This window comes from Paraburkholderia sp. BGA-UO-ETr-F12 (assembly GCF_059567945.1).
In genome coordinates this window covers 105276-122609 of record NZ_JCAQOZ010000009.1, presented here as the reverse complement: position 1 = coordinate 122609, position 17334 = coordinate 105276, and the positions used below count along the sequence as shown (strand labels likewise).

Annotated in this window: 14 protein-coding genes; 8 read left to right on the top strand and 6 right to left on the bottom strand. The window is 61.9% G+C overall.

The window, feature by feature from the left end; all coding sequences use genetic code 11:
• Positions 1-39 precede the first annotated feature (39 nt).
• Positions 40-378 (bottom strand): hypothetical protein, encoded by a 339-nt coding sequence (locus tag AC57B6_RS03085; protein ID WP_183801548.1) that lies wholly within the window; start codon positions 376-378, stop codon positions 40-42.
• Between the two features lie 263 nt (positions 379-641).
• Between AC57B6_RS03085 and AC57B6_RS03080 the strand changes: the two genes are divergently transcribed.
• The gene (locus AC57B6_RS03080; RefSeq protein ID WP_028198325.1) at positions 642-965 is read left to right on the top strand and encodes a hypothetical protein; all 324 of its coding nucleotides are present in this window, start codon (positions 642-644) and stop codon (positions 963-965) included.
• 48 nt (positions 966-1013) lie between these two features.
• On the opposite strand, the gene AC57B6_RS03075 is transcribed toward AC57B6_RS03080, so the two are convergent.
• From AC57B6_RS03075 to AC57B6_RS03065, 3 genes are all read right to left on the bottom strand, one after another.
• Positions 1014-2087 carry a DUF6765 family protein gene (locus tag AC57B6_RS03075; protein ID WP_028198326.1) on the bottom strand — a complete coding sequence of 358 codons (1074 nt, stop codon included), beginning with the start codon at positions 2085-2087 and terminating at the stop codon, positions 1014-1016.
• A 390-nt stretch (positions 2088-2477) separates the two neighbouring features.
• Entirely contained in the window at positions 2478-2825 is a 348-nt protein-coding gene (locus AC57B6_RS03070; RefSeq protein ID WP_174459555.1) for an FKBP-type peptidyl-prolyl cis-trans isomerase, read from the bottom strand.
• A gap of 127 nt (positions 2826-2952) precedes the next feature.
• Positions 2953-3489: a MarR family winged helix-turn-helix transcriptional regulator gene (locus AC57B6_RS03065; RefSeq protein ID WP_042275913.1), complete on the bottom strand. Its 537-nt coding sequence runs from the start codon at positions 3487-3489 to the stop codon at positions 2953-2955.
• A gap of 213 nt (positions 3490-3702) precedes the next feature.
• Here AC57B6_RS03065 and AC57B6_RS03060 point away from each other — a divergent pair, with 213 nt between their 5' ends.
• From AC57B6_RS03060 to AC57B6_RS03040, 5 genes are all read left to right on the top strand, one after another.
• Positions 3703-5274 (top strand): sulfatase-like hydrolase/transferase, encoded by a 1572-nt coding sequence (locus AC57B6_RS03060; RefSeq protein ID WP_496420678.1) that lies wholly within the window; start codon positions 3703-3705, stop codon positions 5272-5274.
• Between the two features lie 137 nt (positions 5275-5411).
• The gene (locus tag AC57B6_RS03055) at positions 5412-6746 is read left to right on the top strand and encodes an MFS transporter (protein ID WP_496420677.1); all 1335 of its coding nucleotides are present in this window, start codon (positions 5412-5414) and stop codon (positions 6744-6746) included.
• 256 nt (positions 6747-7002) lie between these two features.
• Positions 7003-8394, top strand: coding sequence for a hypothetical protein (locus tag AC57B6_RS03050; RefSeq protein ID WP_496420676.1), 1392 nt, complete (start codon positions 7003-7005; stop codon positions 8392-8394).
• Between the two features lie 1249 nt (positions 8395-9643).
• Entirely contained in the window at positions 9644-11032 is a 1389-nt protein-coding gene (locus AC57B6_RS03045; protein WP_496420675.1) for an FAD-binding oxidoreductase, read from the top strand.
• A gap of 238 nt (positions 11033-11270) precedes the next feature.
• Positions 11271-11861 carry a BPSL1445 family SYLF domain-containing lipoprotein gene (locus tag AC57B6_RS03040; RefSeq protein ID WP_028198330.1) on the top strand — a complete coding sequence of 197 codons (591 nt, stop codon included), beginning with the start codon at positions 11271-11273 and terminating at the stop codon, positions 11859-11861.
• Between the two features lie 84 nt (positions 11862-11945).
• Here the strand turns inward: AC57B6_RS03040 and AC57B6_RS03035 are convergent, their stop codons facing one another.
• Both AC57B6_RS03035 and AC57B6_RS03030 read right to left on the bottom strand, forming a co-directional pair.
• Positions 11946-13505 carry a methyl-accepting chemotaxis protein gene (locus tag AC57B6_RS03035; RefSeq protein ID WP_046572644.1) on the bottom strand — a complete coding sequence of 520 codons (1560 nt, stop codon included), beginning with the start codon at positions 13503-13505 and terminating at the stop codon, positions 11946-11948.
• A gap of 117 nt (positions 13506-13622) precedes the next feature.
• Positions 13623-14162 (bottom strand): YbaK/EbsC family protein, encoded by a 540-nt coding sequence (locus AC57B6_RS03030; RefSeq protein WP_046572643.1) that lies wholly within the window; start codon positions 14160-14162, stop codon positions 13623-13625.
• A gap of 218 nt (positions 14163-14380) precedes the next feature.
• Between AC57B6_RS03030 and AC57B6_RS03025 the strand changes: the two genes are divergently transcribed.
• Positions 14381-15697 carry a YihY/virulence factor BrkB family protein gene (locus AC57B6_RS03025; RefSeq protein WP_496420674.1) on the top strand — a complete coding sequence of 439 codons (1317 nt, stop codon included), beginning with the start codon at positions 14381-14383 and terminating at the stop codon, positions 15695-15697.
• Positions 15698-16119: 422 nt separating this feature from the next.
• Positions 16120-17304 carry a porin gene (locus tag AC57B6_RS03020; RefSeq protein ID WP_030100135.1) on the top strand — a complete coding sequence of 395 codons (1185 nt, stop codon included), beginning with the start codon at positions 16120-16122 and terminating at the stop codon, positions 17302-17304.
• The last annotated feature ends 30 nt before the right edge of the window (positions 17305-17334 follow it).

Sequence of the window (17334 nt, the reverse complement as noted above, 5' to 3'; positions counted from 1 at the left end):
AACCGTATTCTTTAGCTATTCCGATTGCCGGCGAACTACCTAAGTCGGAGTAAAAACAACAACCTGGCGATCGGCTATGTACCGCACACTGCGCATGAACCGGTACTGCTGATCGTCCGCGGTTATCCGGTTGAGTCCCAATTGCGTCAATGCCAGCATCTCGTCGGCCTGAAAGGCAGCCACTACGCCGTGATCCGTCAACTCCTCCAGCGTGCCGGACGGATCGCCAATATAGACATTGCGTACCTGCGTGCCGATCCGCATCAGAACCACACTCTCGCCTTCGTCGAGCGCCAGTTCGAGATAGCCGGCAAGCGTTCGTAATGAATCCGGTGTGGAGGCCTGGGCCTGATAGATCGCAGCATTCGATGGCGTCATTTCTGTTTCCCCATCACCCGCATAGAGAGAAGCCGGCCGCCGTGCAATGCGGCAATAACTGCTTCTACTATAGGCAAGCATTCGGAGATTCAAAGGGCGGCCATTCATTTTTTTCGCCGGTAACCCCGCGTTACCAATCTCGCAGCGCTGTTTCACCTGTGTCTGGACCGCCCTTCTACACTCCGAACCGTATTCAGAAGCAAAGCAATGACGGTTCGGCAGTACTCGAATGCATCGCACCCGAATGTGCAAGGAGAAGGAAAATGAACAAGAAGATCGTTGGCGCGGCACTTGGCCTGGCCTTTCTCGCGGCATCGTCGATAGCATCGGCGCATGTGGACATAGCCGTCGGAGTCGGCATTCCCGTCGGCGTAGTTGCGCCGCCTCCCGTTTATGCCGCACCGCCGGTCGCCTATGGTCCGGCTCCAGTCACGGTTGCCTACGATGGCTATGGTGGTTATGGTGGCTATGGAGACTGGCGCGCACGTGAGTGGCGTGAGCGCCGCGAATGGCGTGAACATGAATGGCGCCGCGAGCAATGGCGCGAGCACGAATGGCATGAACGCGGCCGCTGGGGCGGCTATTGAGATAGCGCGCTACCGCGCCATTTCCGAAGAACTCATAGTCTGGACCGTTCACGCGATCCGCAGTCCGTACGCCGGCAGAATCTCCTGCGTCGTCACGAAGCGGTGCTCCTTGACCGCGTCGTGAAAGCGCCGGTAATCACTGTTCTCAAAGACGGCGCTCCACCGGGGCCGATCCCCGCTGTCGTCGTCGGACTGCAAACCGGTAGCTTTGTATTTCCAGGAGCCGATTCCCTTGGGCACGTACTCCGGAATCGACTCTGACAGGCCGGGAATCGCGCCTGTTTTCACCGCTTCGCAAAGGGTCTGCAGGCGCTTATTGTCGTCCGGGTTCCGATTGGTGTCGAGAAGCATGGTCAGTGCGGCTCGGACATCTTCCGGCAAACCGGCGTGGTTTTCGAAATCTTCGCGCCCCGCCACGTAGGCGCGCACCGCGCGGCAAGTCATCTCGGCCGCTTGCATGAACTCGGGCAGATTGTGCCTTTTGACGCGTACATTTCTGCCGTCGGTGTAATGCCATTTCGCCCACGGCTGGTCAGGATAATGCAAGGCCGCGCCGTGACCGACAGGCAGCGCAAGCGTCAGTACATCTTCCTCGATGTGCTCGACCAGATGTTGCGTGGCGCGTTTCAGACGGGCAAACCAGCCTTCCGGCGTGCAATCTTCAGCCTCCAACATATGGACACGATTCGTCGGACTTTCGATTCCGGCGAAACCCTGGTGAGCCCACGTATCGACGTAGGTGTGAAGCGTCACACCGAGACGATGCAAAGCCGTATCGGCGCCTCGCTGCCGGATCGCCCGGCGCACCACTTCGCGGGCCACGGCGCTATCCGGCCGGCACACCGCTTTGTCTTCGAGCGTTTCCCCGACACCGGCGGGCAGAAAATGAAATGGCGCCCATACCAGCCGGTTCTGGTCATTTTCCGCGTTGGTATAGTCAAATAGTTTGTGCGCGGTGGCGAAGCGCTCGAAAGTTTCACCGCCTGAAAAACGCAGTATTCCTGACGTGGTCGCGTCGTCGACGTACTGGCAAGCATGCGCCACCGTGATTGCCTCCCCGGCTGCCATTCCGCCGATACGTGCAGCGATATAGACGACCCCGTAGTGAAAATCGATGTTCATAAAAGGCGCTCCCGACGCGCAACGAACGATGGCCAGAGATTCCGGAATGCGCAAGGCGGCAGTTGCAGCGCGGCGCACGAATAGAACGTAAACGACCGAATGCAATAGAACTTTAAAAGAAAACAATGTCGCCGGCACTCAACGAAACTCATAGGCCACGCCGACGTCACACATGATCTGATTGCGTGTGCCGTGCTACGTAACTGGAAAGCCAGTCGCAATGCGAATCGGCACGCCGTGCCGCATTGCCTCTTATTCGAACCTTCGGGCCGCAATAGCTACGGCAACGAAAGCTAATGAACGAAAAGCAGCGACGAATGCACTGCCCCAAAAGAAAAACCCCGCTTCGATCTCCGAAGCGGGGTTTTTCCTGGTGCGCATCGCGCCGTGTTACTTGACGATACCGACGAGTTCGACTTCAAACGTCAGGTCGCTATTCGCCGGGATCACACCGACGCTGCGCTCGCCATAAGCAGTGGCCGCCGGGCAGGTCAGCTTGGCCTTCTCGCCGACTTTCATTTTCTGCACGCCTTGCGTCCAGCACGGAATCACGCGATTGAGCGGGAAAGTTGCCGGGCCGCCGTGCTTCGCCGAACTGTCGAACTCCGTGCCGTTAGCGAGCGTGCCGCGATAGTTCACCTTCACGACATCGTCAGCGGACGGTTGCGGGCCCGTGCCCTGCGTCAGATGTTCAACGATTACGCCGGAAGGCAATTTTTCAGTGGTGGCAGCGGCCATTGCCGTGGAAGAAAGAACTGCCGCGGCGACCAGAGCAACGATAGATTTCAAAGCAAGTCTCCAGGTGGGTAGTGCGCGTCATTGTAGCGGATCACTTGTTGCAGCCACGGGGCTCATGCACGCAGGTTTATTCGACGTCTTCATTCAATAGCGGAATCGCCCCGGGAATTGCCCCAGGAACCGATCCAGACAGCGACTCGCTTCTGGCGATTTCGCGTTGCGTCAGTTGCGCGGCCTGCTGCTCCATCCGCTTGAGCAAGCCGTCGAGCAGATGTGCTTCTTCATTGCTCAGGCAGGCCGCGAACTCGGCGTTATAGCGTTGCCCGCTCAGGCGCGCCTGTTCGTAGGCGAGACGGCCGGCTTCAGTGAGCGTGAGCACGGTCAGCCGCTTGTTCTGCGGCAGGCGCGTTTTCGCAATCAGACCTTTATTCACCATATTGGCGACACAACGGCTCGCCACCACCATGTCGAGCGCGGCCGATTCGGCGAGCCGGGACAGACTCGTGTCGGGGTACTTGCCGACGAACGCGAGAATGCGCCAATCGCGCCGGCTAATGCCAAGTTCCCGACGAAACATCAGCCCGACGCCCTGGGTTGCCACACGCGCCAGGTTGTGAAGCCGGTAAAGCAGGAATTCATCGATGTGCTCTGGATGCTTCAGCACAGGTGTTGATCGAGGGTCGGTCGCGGACACGGTGAGCGCACATCTAACAAAGGGTTGACGGCCATTATGACGTGCTTTTGCGGCAACGGCGCCGGCCTATTGTGCATTCGCACATACATTTGATTAGGTCAATCGTCGGATTCGTTTCTAGCATCGAGTCTTCTTCCCGGTCTTTCCCATTTCAGGCCGCAAGGCCGCAGACGGTGCTTATAGATGGCGGATACCCGCAACGTTCTCTTCATCATGTGCGACCAGCTTCGCCGCGATCACCTCGGCTGCTACGGACATCCCTACCTGCAAACCCGTCATATCGACGCGCTGGCCGCGCGCGGCGTGCGTTTCGACAACGCGTTCGTCAGCTCCGGCGTGTGCGGTCCATCGCGCATGTCGTATTACACCGGCCGCACGATGAGCAGTCACGGCGCCAACTGGAACCGGGTGCCGCTCTCAATCGGGGAAATGACGCTCGGCGAATACCTGCGTCTGAATGGCCGCTCGCTCGCGCTGGCCGGCAAGACGCACGTGATGGCTGACGGCAACGGCATGCAGCGGCTCGACATCGCGCGCCAGAGTCCGCTCGGACTGCGCCTCTCGACCGGCTCGTTCGACGAACTCGACCGCTACGACGGTCACCACGAGCCCGGCAAGGAGAGCGGCTATCCGGCCTTTTTGCGTGCACACGGCTACGTCAGCGACAAACCGTGGAGCGACTTCGCAATCAGCGTGGAAGACGACAGCGGCGCGGTGCATTCCGGCTGGAAAATGCGCAACGTGCGCTGGCCGGCGCGGGTGGCCGAGCCGCATTCCGAAACGGCCTACATGACGGATCAGGCGATCCGCTACATCGAGCAGCAGGGCGACACGCCGTGGGCCTTGCATTTGTCGTACGTAAAGCCGCACTGGCCCTATGTCGCGCCGCGGCCCTATCACAATCTGTATTCGCTCGATCAATGTCTGCCGCTCGCGCGCAAGCCCGCCGAACTCGACAATGCCCATCCCGTGGTTGCCGCGTATCGCGCTCACGAAGAGAGCGCCAATTTCGCGCGCGAAGAAGTGTCGAACACCGTGCGACCCGTCTATCAAGGTCTGATCCAGCAGATCGACGACCATCTCGGCCGGCTGTGGGACACGCTCGAACGGCTGGGCCGCTGGCAAGACACGTTGATCGTCTTCACCGCCGATCACGGCGACTTCCTCGGCGATCATTGGCTCGGCGAGAAGGAACTCTTCTACGACACCGTGCAGCGCGTGCCGATGATCGTCTACGATCCGTCGACGCGAGCCGACGCCACCCGCGGTAGTGCCGAAACGCGCTTCGTATCGGGCATCGACGTGGTGCCGACGGTACTCGACGCGCTTGGCCTGCCGGCCTATGAAGAGCGCATCGACGGACACTCGGTTCTGGTACTCACGCGCGGCGAAACGGAGCATGCCGAAGGCTGGCGCGACTACGTGGTCTCCGAAGTCGACTATAGTTTCCGCCGCACACGTCTCGCACTGGGACGCAAGCCCGATGAATGCCGCGGCTGGATGGTGCGCGACACACGCTGGAAGTACATACACTGGCAAGGATATCGCCCGCAACTCTTCGATCTGGCGAACGATCCTGACGAATACAGCGATCTTGGCGCCGATGCGAGTCACGCCCCCATCCGCGCGCAAATGCATGCGAAGCTCGCCGACTGGTACGGTTCGTTGAAACAGCGCGTCACGATCGACAACCCGACGGTCGAGAGCAAGACGGACACGCACAAGGACTGGGGGGTCTTTTTCGGCGAGTGGTAGTACGGGCAACTGGCACGAAAGTACGCGCATGCGCCTCGATGAAAGCTTCAGATCGCGCCCCAGGCGCAGATTGACTCAGCGTCACACGAATAAATCATAGGCGCCCGGCACAACGTACCGGGTTGCAAGGAGACACCATGCAGCGCTCGCCCGCACTGACGCCCGACGACGCGATCTATCGCAAGATCGCGCGGCGCATCGTGCCGTTTCTATTCATCTGTTACATGGTCAATTTCATCGACCGCGTCAATATCGGGTTCGCAAAATTGCAGTTCCTGCAGGACCTGAAACTCGACGACGCAGTATTCGGCTTCGCGGCGGGAATGTTCTTCGTCGGCTACCTGCTGTTCGAGTTGCCGAGCAATCTGCTGCTGGACCGTATCGGCGTGCGCAAGACGCTGTTGCGGATCATGGTGCTGTGGGGTCTTCTGACTGTGCTGCTGATGTTCGTCAGGAGCGCGAGCGTGCTGTATCTGCTGCGTTTCCTGCTGGGCGCCGCCGAAGCCGGCTTCTTTCCCGGCATCATTCTTTATCTGACGTACTGGTTTCCCGACCGGCAACGCGGACGCATCACGAGCCTGTTCATCATGGCCGTGCCGTTGGCGGGCATCATCGGCGGCCCGCTGTCGGGCTGGATCATGGGGCATTTCCACAACATGCTCGGCTTGCGCGGCTGGCAGTGGCTATTCCTGATCGAAGGAGTGCCGGCTATCCTACTTGGCGTAATGGCGATGCTCTATCTGGACGATCGCCCAATGCACGCCAAATGGCTGAGCGACGCGGAAAAGGCCCACATCACCGCCGCGCTCGACACGGATCGACAGCAGCGCGGCGCGCGCCACGCGCCGCCCGCGCGGCTCTCCGACGTGTTGCGCAACCCGCGGATCTACCTGCTCTCGGCGATCTATTTCTGCGTGTTCATGGGGCTCAATGCGGTCGGTTTCTGGATACCAACGCTGTTGCGGCACGTCGGCGTGCAACAGATCGGCAATATCGGCTGGTTGAGCGGCGCGATTTCGGTTTGCACGGCAATCGGTATCGTGGTGATCGGACGCAGTTCGGATCGTCACGCCGAACGGCGCTGGCATGTGGCGTGCTGCGGCTTTGCGGTGGCCGGCAGTTTTCTGCTGCTGCCGCTCGCGGCGCACAGCGTGCCCTTCACCGTCGCCCTGCTGGTGGTCGCGTCGACCTGCATCTACGCGACGCTGAGCATTTTCTGGACGATCCCCACCGCGTATCTGGATGGCGGCGCAGCCGCGGCCGGTATTGCGACGATCACTGCGATCGGCGCGATCGGCGGTGCGGTGAGCCCTTCATTGGTCGGCATGCTGAAGGCCGAAACCGGCAGCGTCTACGCGGGCTTTGCCGTCATCGCGGCGCTCCTGATTGCCGGTATGGTCGCACTGCTGCGGGCCGTGCCCGCGCCGCATCGCGAAGCGGTGGGTACGGTGGGGCCGGTTGTGTTGAAGTAGGCGGGCGCGGGTTCGGGTTCTATTAATTCTGGTAGCCCGGACGGTGCATCGCGCATCCCTTTGCTGCGTCTGCGCTGTGAGCCTTGAAGTCCGCAAGCATCGTTTCGCGCTCGCGGATATCTGGGTTTGGCATCTGGAATGGGCGGGCGCGAGCGTGAGCGGATAAGTGGCCGTCCGCTTGTGTGATCCCCGCCTGGACATCAGCGCGGGAAGCCGCTTGCCGGCCGCCGCGCGCTGAGAAACGTCCCCTGGGTCAATGGCCGTGGCCGCCGCCGTAACCGCCGCCATGGCCGCCGCTGTTGCCGAAGCCACCGAAGCCGCCGCCATGGCCTTGGCCGCTGGCGCCTTTGCCGCCGTTGCCGTTGCCGTGACCGCCATCACCATGGCCACCGTCGCCGTGGCCGCCGTCGCCATGGCCGCCAGCGCCATGACCGCCATCGCCGTGGCCACCGTCACCATGGCCACCATCGCCGTGGCCGCCGTTGCCATGACCGCCATCGCCGTGGCCGCCATCACCATGACCGCCGTCGCCGTGGCCGCCAACACCATGGCCACCGTCACCATGACCGCCATCACCGTGGCCACCATCGCCGTGGCCGCCGTCGCCATGACCGCCATCACCGTGGCCGCCGTCGCCATGGCCACCACCACCGTGGCCACCGTCACCATGACCGCCATCACCATGGCCACCGTCGCCGTGGCCGCCAACACCATGGCCACCATCGCCATGACCGCCGTCGCCGTGGCCGCCAACACCATGGCCACCATCGCCGTGGCCGCCGTCGCCATGACCGCCATCACCATGGCCACCGTCACCATGGCCGCCATCACCATGGCCGCCGTTGCCATGACCGCCATCGCCGTGGCCGCCATCGCCATGACTGCCGTCGCCGTGGCCGCCATCACCGTGGCCACCGTCACCATGACCGCCGTCGCCGTGGCCGCCATCACCATGACCGCCGTCGCCGTGGCCACCGTCACCATGACCGCCATCACCATGGCCACCGTCACCATGACCGCCATCGCCATGACCGCCGTCACCATGACCGCCATCGCCATGACCGCCGTCACCATGACCGCCGTCACCATGACCGCCATCGCCATGACCGCCGTCACCATGACCGCCATCGCCATGACCGCCGTCACCATGACCGCCATCGCCATGACCGCCGTCACCATGACCGCCATCGCCATGACCGCCGTCACCATGACCGCCGTCGCCATGACCGCCGTCACCATGACCGCCGTCGCCATGACCGCCGTCACCATGACCGCCATCGCCATGACCGCCGTCACCATGACCGCCATCGCCGTCGCCACCATGGCCATGACCGCCGTGGTGCCCACCATTACCACCGCCGTCACCGCTGCCGCCTGTTCCACCACTACCAGTTCCGCCACCACCCGTTCCATCACCACCGGTCCCACCACCCGCTCCACCACCACCACCCGTCCCGCCACCACCCGCCCCGCCACCACCCGCCCCGCCACCACCCGCCCCGCCACCACCCGCGCCCCCCTTCCCGCCATCTCCACCGCTTCCCGCACTCCCAGCCCCCAGTCCGGCCGAGTTCGACGTCGACCCGCTCGAGGAACCGCCTGCGCCCACACCAGTCGCCGAAGTTCCGCTGCCATTGCTGTTCTGTGAACCCGAAGACGACGTCGCCCCCAAACCTCCTGCCGCTGCCACGCCGGCCCCACCGGCTGCACGCGACCCGCCCTCCTCCTGTTTGCAGCCTGCCGCGTCAAATAACGAACAACTGATTGGCAACGCTTGCGCAATCAGCAGCTTCGTAGAATCGGCCGACGGCGCCACAGATGTCGCCGGATTCGTTTGAGCACCCGCCATCGCCGCATAAAGGCTCACCGCGACCGCCAACACCGCTTTGCCTGTCCCCAACGCCCGTGCTTCCCCGTTTTGCTTTTTCATTTCAGTCTCCTAAACATCTATTTGGAAATACAGATCCGGATAACGATTGAATCTCTGTTCGCTGTTAAACAATGAAACTTCAAAGCCCGGTCAACATTGCCGCGCGTCGCCCCAGAAAACCCTGACGCCCGGCATCTTTCCCACGGAAAATCCCGGCGAGATTTGACTCATCCGGGGAAAACGACACGCTGTGCGCGAACAATTCCTTGAAAAGGCACAGCAGGGCCCGATGGACGTTGAAGTTATGCGCAGCACCTCGCCCTGACCGTGCGCTAGACCACGCAATGCGATATAGATGACCCGTTTCTGATTAATTGCGTCTCGCCACTGTCAAAGATCGTTAACTCTCATCCGCCGCGCTGTATTTTTTAAAAATACGTAGTCCAGATTATTATTTTCAATTTAACAAAAAAATCCCTTCTTCAGATGAATACGGCGGAGTTTTCCAGATAGCCAGGCAGCGCATCACGCAAACGAATAAGCGTTTGTCCGGACAGAAAGAAGGATCGGCAAAGACAAAAATGCGGGCAATCACACAGACACCACAAATCAGACGCGAGCGCGGCCACGCCCGCATGTCTTCAACCTGAGCGCCAGTTCAATGCACCGCGGCGCGTCACAACGCCTGAAAAGTTCGCCGGCAACGTGCTGGCCTTTCCGCCGCCTTGGACCACGCGCGGTCACAAGCCACGGTGCCCAATCGCCTCGCCTCACACCACCTTTTCCCGAAGCGTTTGCACCATCCGCCGCAGCGCCGGCTGGCGTAAATCGCACCGCAATGCGCGAACACTTACCACGCGTGCTTTCGCGCGATGCGGAGCGCAAACGCGGGTTTACCTTTGTTTGATATACGGGAGCAAGGCCGTTTACTGGACGTAACCCGAACCTGTCCAGACGCTTTCGATTTACTTTGTTCAGCTGAATTGTGTTGCGGGTGTGCGTCCCCTACTAAGTGTGGAGGTGTGTCATGGTTAGCGTGTCCAGCAGCGCCGCCGACGAGCTCAAAGCCGCAATCCGAGGCGAACTGTTATTACCCGGCGACGCCGGTTTCGACGCGGCTCGCAGCATCTGGAATGCAATGATCGACCGGCATCCTGCAATGATCCTGCGCTGCGCGGGCGTAGCCGACGTGCGCCGCGGCGTGACGTTCGCGCGCGACCACGGCCTGCCGCTCGCGGTGCACAGCGGCGGCCACAACATCGCCGGAACCGCGCTGTGCGACGACGGTCTCGTCATCGATCTGTCGCCGATGAAATCCGTCCAGATCGATCCGGTGGCAAAACGCGCGTATGTGGAACCCGGCGCGACGCTGCGCGATTTCGACCACGAGGCTCAGGCCTTCGGGCTCGCCACGCCACTTGGAATCAACTCGACCACGGGGGTGGCAGGTCTGACGCTCGGCGGCGGTTTCGGCTGGCTGAGCCGTCGATATGGCATGACCGTCGACAATCTGATTTCCGCGGACGTGGTGACTGCCGACGGCGAGCTGCGGCATGCGAGCGTCGATTCGAATGAAGATCTGTTCTGGGCGATTCGCGGTGGCGGCGGCAATTTCGGCGTCGTAACACGCTTCGAGTTCGCACTTCATCCGGTCGGGCCAGTTGTATATGGCGGCCTCGTCGTGCTGCCGCTCGATCAGGCGAAGTCTGCCCTGCAACAGTACCGCGCCGCCGCGGAGCAGATGCCGGACGAATTGAGTGTATGGGCCGTTCTGCGGCTCGCGCCGCCGCTGCCATTTCTGCCGCCCGAGGCGCACGGCAAGCCGGTCATCGTATTCGCAATGTGCTACACCGGCCCGGTTGAAAACGGCCCGTCCGTGGTGGAGAACGTGCGTGGCTTCGGCACACCGGTGGGAGAACACCTTGGGCCGATGCCGTACGCCATGTGGCAGCAGGCGTTCGATCCGCTGCTCACACCGGGCGCTCGCAACTACTGGAAGTCGCACAATCTCGACGGCATACCGGACGGTCTCGTCGACGCGTTGCTCGAAGCGATCGGCACGCTGCCTTCGCCTCAATGCGAAATTTTCTTCGGGCAGATCGGCGCGCAAACGAGCCGGGTACCGGTCGAAGCCACGGCTTATTCGAGCCGCGATACGCAATACGCCATGAACGTCCACGGCCGTTGGGACAACGCGAGCGATGACGAGCGCTGCATCGGTTGGGCAAGGGCCTTTTTCGACTCAGCCGCACCCTTCGCGCTAGGCAGCGTGTACGTCAACTTCATGACGCAGGAGGAAGGCGGACGGGTGGCTGATGCGTACGGGCCGAACTACGAACGCCTCGTCGCAGTGAAGCACCGCTACGACCCGCAGAACCTGTTCCGCCACAATCAGAATATCCGTCCGTCGGCGTAAGGATCGAGAGGGAGCGGCGTTGAGGGAAGTGAATCCACGGGTGAACGTCAGCGCATCACCGCTGTCAGATACCCAAGCCGTGGCCGTCAGGCACGCAAAATGCTGATTAGCAGGCACACCGGCCATCGGCATCGGGGCTGTCGGCGTCCGGGTGGCCGACGGGCAGTCGGCGTCACGGCATTCACTGTCAATGTCAAATTAAAAACCGCCTCTTTCATCACGCACAAGGAGAACGACCATGCGCAGACGACAATTCATTATGACCACGAGCGCCGCTTTGGCTACAGCGGGCTTTGGCCTCGCCGGCTGCACGACGACATCGTCATCCGCGAGTGGATCGCCTTCGGCCAATGCCGCCAAGCGCGACACGATCAACGCAGGGGTCGATTCCACCTTGTCGCGTCTCTACGCGAACGCCGCAGGCTCGCGCGAACTGGTCGCCAAAGCGCGCGGCGTGCTCGTGTTTCCGTCAGTGATTTCGGCTGGCTTCTGGATTGGCGCGCAGTACGGAGAAGGCGCGTTACGCGTAGGCGGCCGCACCACTGGCTACTACAGCACCGTCGCGGGCTCGTTCGGTTTGCAGATTGGCGCGCAGTCCAAGGCGCTCATCTTCCTGTTCATGACGCAAGAAGCGCTCGACAAATTCCTCAGCAGCCAGGGATGGGCGGCAGGCGCTGACGCAACCGTCGCGGTGCTGAAAATCGGCGCCAACGGCGCGGTCGATACCTCAACCGCCACCAGCCCGGTCGAAGCTTTTGTGCTGACGAACGGTGGGCTGATGGCCGGCGTGTCGCTCGAAGGCACCAAGGTCTCGCGTCTGATCATCTGAGCTAGGCGCGCTTGTCAAACACAGCGTGCCAACCATAATCAGGCACCGTCACGCGGCCGTGCAAGCGCCCGCGTGACGCCTCGATCAGCGCCCTTCCGGCAGCGTGAATACCGCAATCGCTGCCGTCAGTTGACCGGTCTGCGCCTTCAGCACATCGGCCGAAGCACTCGCTTCTTCCACTAGCGCCGCGTTCTGCTGGGTCGTCTGATCCATGCTCGCCACCGCGATATTGACCTGCTCGATGCCCGAACTTTGTTCGACCGATGCCGCGCTGATCTCACCCATGATGTCGGTCACCCGGCGCACCGCGTGCACCACTTCCTGCATCGTTTCACCCGCGCGATCCACGTACTGCGAGCCGCCTTCGATCTGCGCCGCCGACTCCTCGATCAGGGTCTTGATCTCCTTGGCCGCCGCCGCGCTGCGCTGCGCGAGGCTGCGCACTTCGCCCGCCACCACGGCGAAGCCGCGCCCCTCTTCGCCGGCGCGAGCCGCTTCGACAGCCGCGTTCAAAGCAAGAATATTGGTCTGAAAAGCGATCCCCTCGATCACGCCGATAATGTCGCCAATCCGGTGCGACGACTGCGAAATCCCCCGCATCGTCTCGACCACCTGGCCGACCACTTCGCCACCACGTGCCGCTGTCTCGGAAGCATTGTTTGCAAGCTGACTGGCCTGCTTCGCGTTGTCGGCGTTCTGCTTCACAGTCGCCGTGATCTGCTCCATGCTCGAAGCGGTCTCGCCGAGCGCGCTCGCCTGCTGCTCCGTGCGACGCGACAGGTCCGCGTTGCCCGCTGCGATCTCGTTGGAAACAGTCGAGATCAAGGTCGCGCCGCTGCGAATCTGCGTGATCGCTTGTGCCAGACGATGCTGCATGCGCTGCATCGCGGCGAGCAGGCTGACGTCGTCACCGGGTTTCGTTTCGACGACCACGTCGAGCTCGCCATCGGCGATACGCGAAGCAATCTGCGCCGCGTAGGCCGGTTCACCGCCGAGTTGCCGCAAGATGCTGCGCAGGATCACGCCGATCACCAGCGACACCAGCAGGCACAAAATCAGCGACGCGCCGACATACTGTGCGAGCGCGGTGTAGAACGCCGCGTCGATATCGTCGGTGAACACGCCGGTCACGATCGTCCAGTCCCACGGCTTGTAGAGCCGCACGTAATTGATTTTCGGCGCCATCTGATTGGAGCCCGGCTTCAGAAACTCCAGATGGATGAAGCCCTCGCCCTCGCGTTCGGCGAGATCGGAGCCGTCCTTGAACACATGGCGTCCTTTCGGGTCCGTGAAACCGCTCATGTCCTTGCCTTCGAGATCGGCCCGCACACCGTGCATCAGCACCCTGGCATGCGGGTCCTCGATCACCAGGTAGCCGCCGGCGCCGTCGTAGCGCATGGCACGCAGATCGGCCATGGCCGCGCGTTGCGCGTCGGCAAGCGGCATCGTTCCGGCTGCGGCGAGGCCGTTATAACGGTCCAGCACGCTGTAAGCGACGCTCACGACGCTTTTCAGTTCGGCCTGGCGGTCGGCGATCATCGTATCGTGCGTTTTGAAAGCACCCCACAGGCCAATCGCCAGAATTCCCGTGCACATTACCGCCAGCGCAAGCCACAGCCGCACTTTCAGGCGAAAGCGTTCCATCTCCGTATTCCTTTGGACTTGTACTTGTATTCGACGTGCCGCGTGAGAGCGGGCACTTCAACTATTTATGTCAGTCTTTGGAATAACGGCCCGGCGGCGGAAAACTTCAGCGTTTGTTCACTCGGCGGGCAGCGCCAGCGCGGCGACTTCGCAGCGCGGCCATTGCCGCAGCACGTCGGGCGCCAGCAGCAGCTTGGCTGCCCGCACCCCTGCTCCCATCACGATCTGGGCGCGCTCCATGACAGCGGCGTCGACGAGAATGCGCCAGTCGTCCGGCAAGCCGAACGCGGTAATGCCGCCGAATTCCATCCCGCTATGCTCCACGGCGGCTTCCCTTTTGGCGAACGAAAGGCGTTGCGCGCCGAGTGCCGCCTTCACCGCCCCGTTGATGTCGAGGCGCAGCGAACCGAGCGAAACCAGCGCCGCATAATGTTCGGCGCCCTCCTTCTTGTAGCGGACCACGATCGTGTTGGCGCAATCTTCCAGACCAAAGCCGTAGCGCGCGCTGAATTCGGCTGTGTCCGACGCGTCGTCGCTCACGGCAAATACGGTCACGCCCTCGGGCGGGAGATTTTCGACGACATGCGCGGGCAAATGCGCGCTCAAGTGTTCTGCGGCAATGACGTCCAGCTGTTTGACGAGTTCGTGCGAGTGCATGGTGATAAGAAGGTGTGAAGGTTCATCGGCATTCTAATGGCATGCGTGCTTGCGGCGTGTCACGCCCAGGTGCATCCGGTGCTTGTTATAGTTAGTCACAGGCACACGGTTTGCGGGACGCGTCGATACGGCGAGGGCGGCGTCGATGCCACCTCACGGTAAATTCGCGGCAAGTACATGGCGTATCCGGCGCCTGCATCCCATTGAGAAAAACGACCATGGACATCGACACGCTTTCCGCCGAGAACCTCCAGTCGGTGGCCCGCAAGCAGGCCAACTGGGCAATCGGCGCATTCAAACAGTTTGCCGAGGACCGCTGCGCGGCCATGGCCGCCAGCATCGCCTTCTATGCGGCGTTCTCGCTCGCGCCCACGCTGGTCATGGTGATCGCCGTGGCGGGCTGGTTCTTCGGCGCCGAAGCCGCGCGCGGTGAGTTGTTCAACCATATTCATGGTCTGCTCGGCGACCAGGCCGCGGCGGGCGTACAGACCATCGTCGAGAACGCTCATCACAGTGGCAGCGCCGGCGGCATCGCGGCGATCATTTCGTTCACGATGCTCGCGATCGGCGCCTCGGCAACCTTCTCGTCGCTCAATAGCGCACTCAATCTGGTGTGGCCCTATACCGGGCCCCGCTCGTCGAGCGTGATCGCACTAGTGCGCGTGCGCCTGATTTCGTTCGGCCTCGTGCTCGGCGTCGCGTTCCTGCTGATCGTCTCGCTGGTGCTCGACACGGTCATCACGTTCATCGGCAAATGGTTATGGGGCGACTCGCCGTATGTGGTGATCGGCAATCTGCTGCAACTCGGTGTCGGCCTGCTGGTGCTGGCCTTCGCCTTCGCCGGCCTGCTGAAGTTTCTACCCGACGCCAAGGTGCGCTGGCGCGATGCGTTCGTCGGCGGAGTCGTAGCCGCCGTGCTGTTCTCGGCCGGCAAGAAGCTTTTTGCGCTGTATATCGCACACGCCGGGATGGCGAGTTCGTTCGGCGCGGCGGGGTCGCTGGCGGTGCTGCTGATGTGGTTGTACTTCTCGGCCGCCGTGCTGCTGCTCGGCGCCGAGTTTTCGGCAGCACGCGGGCGCATGCACGATCCGCACGGCGGCTGGGGCATGCAGGACGAGTCGCCGCCCGGCAGCCGCGCCAAGCTCGCCTCGGTACTGGCGGCATCGACCGTATCCGCCGATGCCGTGCCGCATGCAAAGAGCAGCAAGGTTCCCACGGCCTCGGCGGCGGTAGCAGCGGTGGCGTCAGCCCCTGCCGACGCCACGTCAGCCTCGGCTTCGCCGCGAAATCGAACGCGCAAGCGGGCTTCCGCGCGAGCGGCCGCGGTGAAGATCGGCCGCTCGGTCGTGCTGGCCGAAGCCCACGCGACACGCGCCGCCGCCGTCACACTGACCAGCGCGGGCCGCACGGCCGTCGCGGCCGACCGCTATGTCCGGCGGCATCCGTGGACCTCGGTGCTGTTCGCGGCGGCAGCCGGACTGGCGGCAGCAACCGTAGCGCGCCGCAACGGAGACGATAGCGGCAGCGGCAGATGAGGCCCGAAGCGTTCTGAAGCAGGCCGGTCATGACCCGTACGTGACCGCGACCGCAGTCCGCTCAGATGGATCACAACGCGTAAATGCTGTCCAGCGCGCTCGTCAAGCACAATGCCGGTCGCTTTTTACATGGGCGCCGAAAAACAGCCGGAACGGCTAGACGACTACATTACAACGACCATTCAAACAAGCGTCCAAATTACCAGTACCGAAGCCTTCACTATCAAGGAAACAACAATAATGCGCATTTCACGATGCAATATTGCGGAAACAGCAATAATTGTTAACAGGCTTTAAATACAAGGCTTTGCGTCGTTTGTCAGTTTTTGGCGACACTCTTTTTTTTCCAGTTCTTAACGCTTCGAGCAGTGAGCTATTCTCCTTTGCGCAACAACAAACTAATCATCTGCGTGGAGAAATGGATGAAACGAATCGCCCTGTCTACCCTCTCGCTGGCGCTTCTGGGCGTCACCGGCATCGCGCATGCTCAAAGCAGCGTCACCCTGTACGGTTTGATCGATGAGTCGATCCAGTACGCTCACAATACTGTCGATGCTTCGGGCAAGAACGCCAATCAAGTCGGTCTGGTCGGCGGCAACCTGCAAGGCAACCGTTTTGGCCTGAAGGGCACGGAAGACCTCGGCGGTGGCCTGAAGGCGATTTTCCAGTTGGAAAACGGCTTTGACATCAACACCGGTAAGCTCGGTCAAGGCAACAAGATGTTCGGTCGTCAAGCCTACGTCGGCCTGACGGGCGATCAGTGGGGTACGTTCACGCTGGGTCGTCAGTACGATCCGGTGGTCGACCTGGTTCAACCGCTGACGGGTGACAACTACTTCGGTTCCACCTTCGCAACGCCGGGCGACGTTGACAACAACGACAACACCTCGCGTACGAGCAACGCTGTCAAGTACACGTCGCCGGTGTGGAGCGGCTTCCAGTTCGAAGGCATGTACGCATTCGGCGGTGTGGCCGGCGCAACGGGTTCGGGTCAAACGTGGTCGGGCGCAGCAACATACTCGACGGGTCCGTTCAGCGTGGCAGCAGGTTACTTCCGCGCCGACAATCCGAGCTCGGCCACGCCGCGCGCTGCATGGGGCGGCACGTCGGATGGTACGTTCGACAACCAGATCAGCAACATCTACGGTACGGCCAAGTCGATCGGCATCGCTCAGGTGGCAGTGCAGTACGTTGCAGGCCCGTTCACAGCCAACCTGCGCTACAGCAACGCGCAATACAAGCCGGACGCACAATCGGGCTTCGGTTCGACCGAGAAGTACAACGTTGGTGGTGCATACCTGGGTTACCAGGCAACGCCGGCAATGCTGGTCGGTCTGGGCTACGTCTATACGAAGGCTAGCGGCGACACGGACGCAACGTACCATCAAGTTTCGCTGGGCGGCGACTACAACCTGTCGAAGCGCACGGACATCTACCTGGTCGGCGCGTATCAGCACGCAAGCGGCAGCCAGCGCATTGCAAACCCGATTCCGGGCTCGACTGGCACGGTCGTCGTCGACGCCGGCGCAGCAATCGGTTCGTACGGCTACAACTCGGCAAGCAGCTCGCAAGAACTGGTTAGCCTGGGCATCCGCCACAAGTTCTAATCGAACTTGACGGACTGCTGAAGCAATACG

Bases quoted from the DNA above. Each gene is read 5' to 3' on its own strand.
- AC57B6_RS03070 (WP_174459555.1), bottom strand. From the start codon at position 2,825: ATGGCCGCTGCCACCACTGAAAAATTGCCTTCCGGCGTAATCGTTGAA.
- AC57B6_RS03050 (WP_496420676.1), top strand. From the start codon at position 7,003: ATGGCCGTGGCCGCCGCCGTAACCGCCGCCATGGCCGCCGCTGTTGCC.
- AC57B6_RS03030 (WP_046572643.1), bottom strand. From the start codon at position 14,162: ATGCACTCGCACGAACTCGTCAAACAGCTGGACGTCATTGCCGCAGAA.
- AC57B6_RS03040 (WP_028198330.1), top strand. From the start codon at position 11,271: ATGCGCAGACGACAATTCATTATGACCACGAGCGCCGCTTTGGCTACA.
- AC57B6_RS03075 (WP_028198326.1), bottom strand. From the start codon at position 2,087: ATGAACATCGATTTTCACTACGGGGTCGTCTATATCGCTGCACGTATC.
- AC57B6_RS03025 (WP_496420674.1), top strand. From the start codon at position 14,381: ATGGACATCGACACGCTTTCCGCCGAGAACCTCCAGTCGGTGGCCCGC.
- AC57B6_RS03035 (WP_046572644.1), bottom strand. From the start codon at position 13,505: ATGGAACGCTTTCGCCTGAAAGTGCGGCTGTGGCTTGCGCTGGCGGTA.
- AC57B6_RS03080 (WP_028198325.1), top strand. From the start codon at position 642: ATGAACAAGAAGATCGTTGGCGCGGCACTTGGCCTGGCCTTTCTCGCG.
- AC57B6_RS03045 (WP_496420675.1), top strand. From the start codon at position 9,644: ATGGTTAGCGTGTCCAGCAGCGCCGCCGACGAGCTCAAAGCCGCAATC.
- AC57B6_RS03085 (WP_183801548.1), bottom strand. From the start codon at position 378: ATGACGCCATCGAATGCTGCGATCTATCAGGCCCAGGCCTCCACACCG.
- AC57B6_RS03055 (WP_496420677.1), top strand. From the start codon at position 5,412: ATGCAGCGCTCGCCCGCACTGACGCCCGACGACGCGATCTATCGCAAG.
- AC57B6_RS03060 (WP_496420678.1), top strand. From the start codon at position 3,703: ATGGCGGATACCCGCAACGTTCTCTTCATCATGTGCGACCAGCTTCGC.
- AC57B6_RS03020 (WP_030100135.1), top strand. From the start codon at position 16,120: ATGAAACGAATCGCCCTGTCTACCCTCTCGCTGGCGCTTCTGGGCGTC.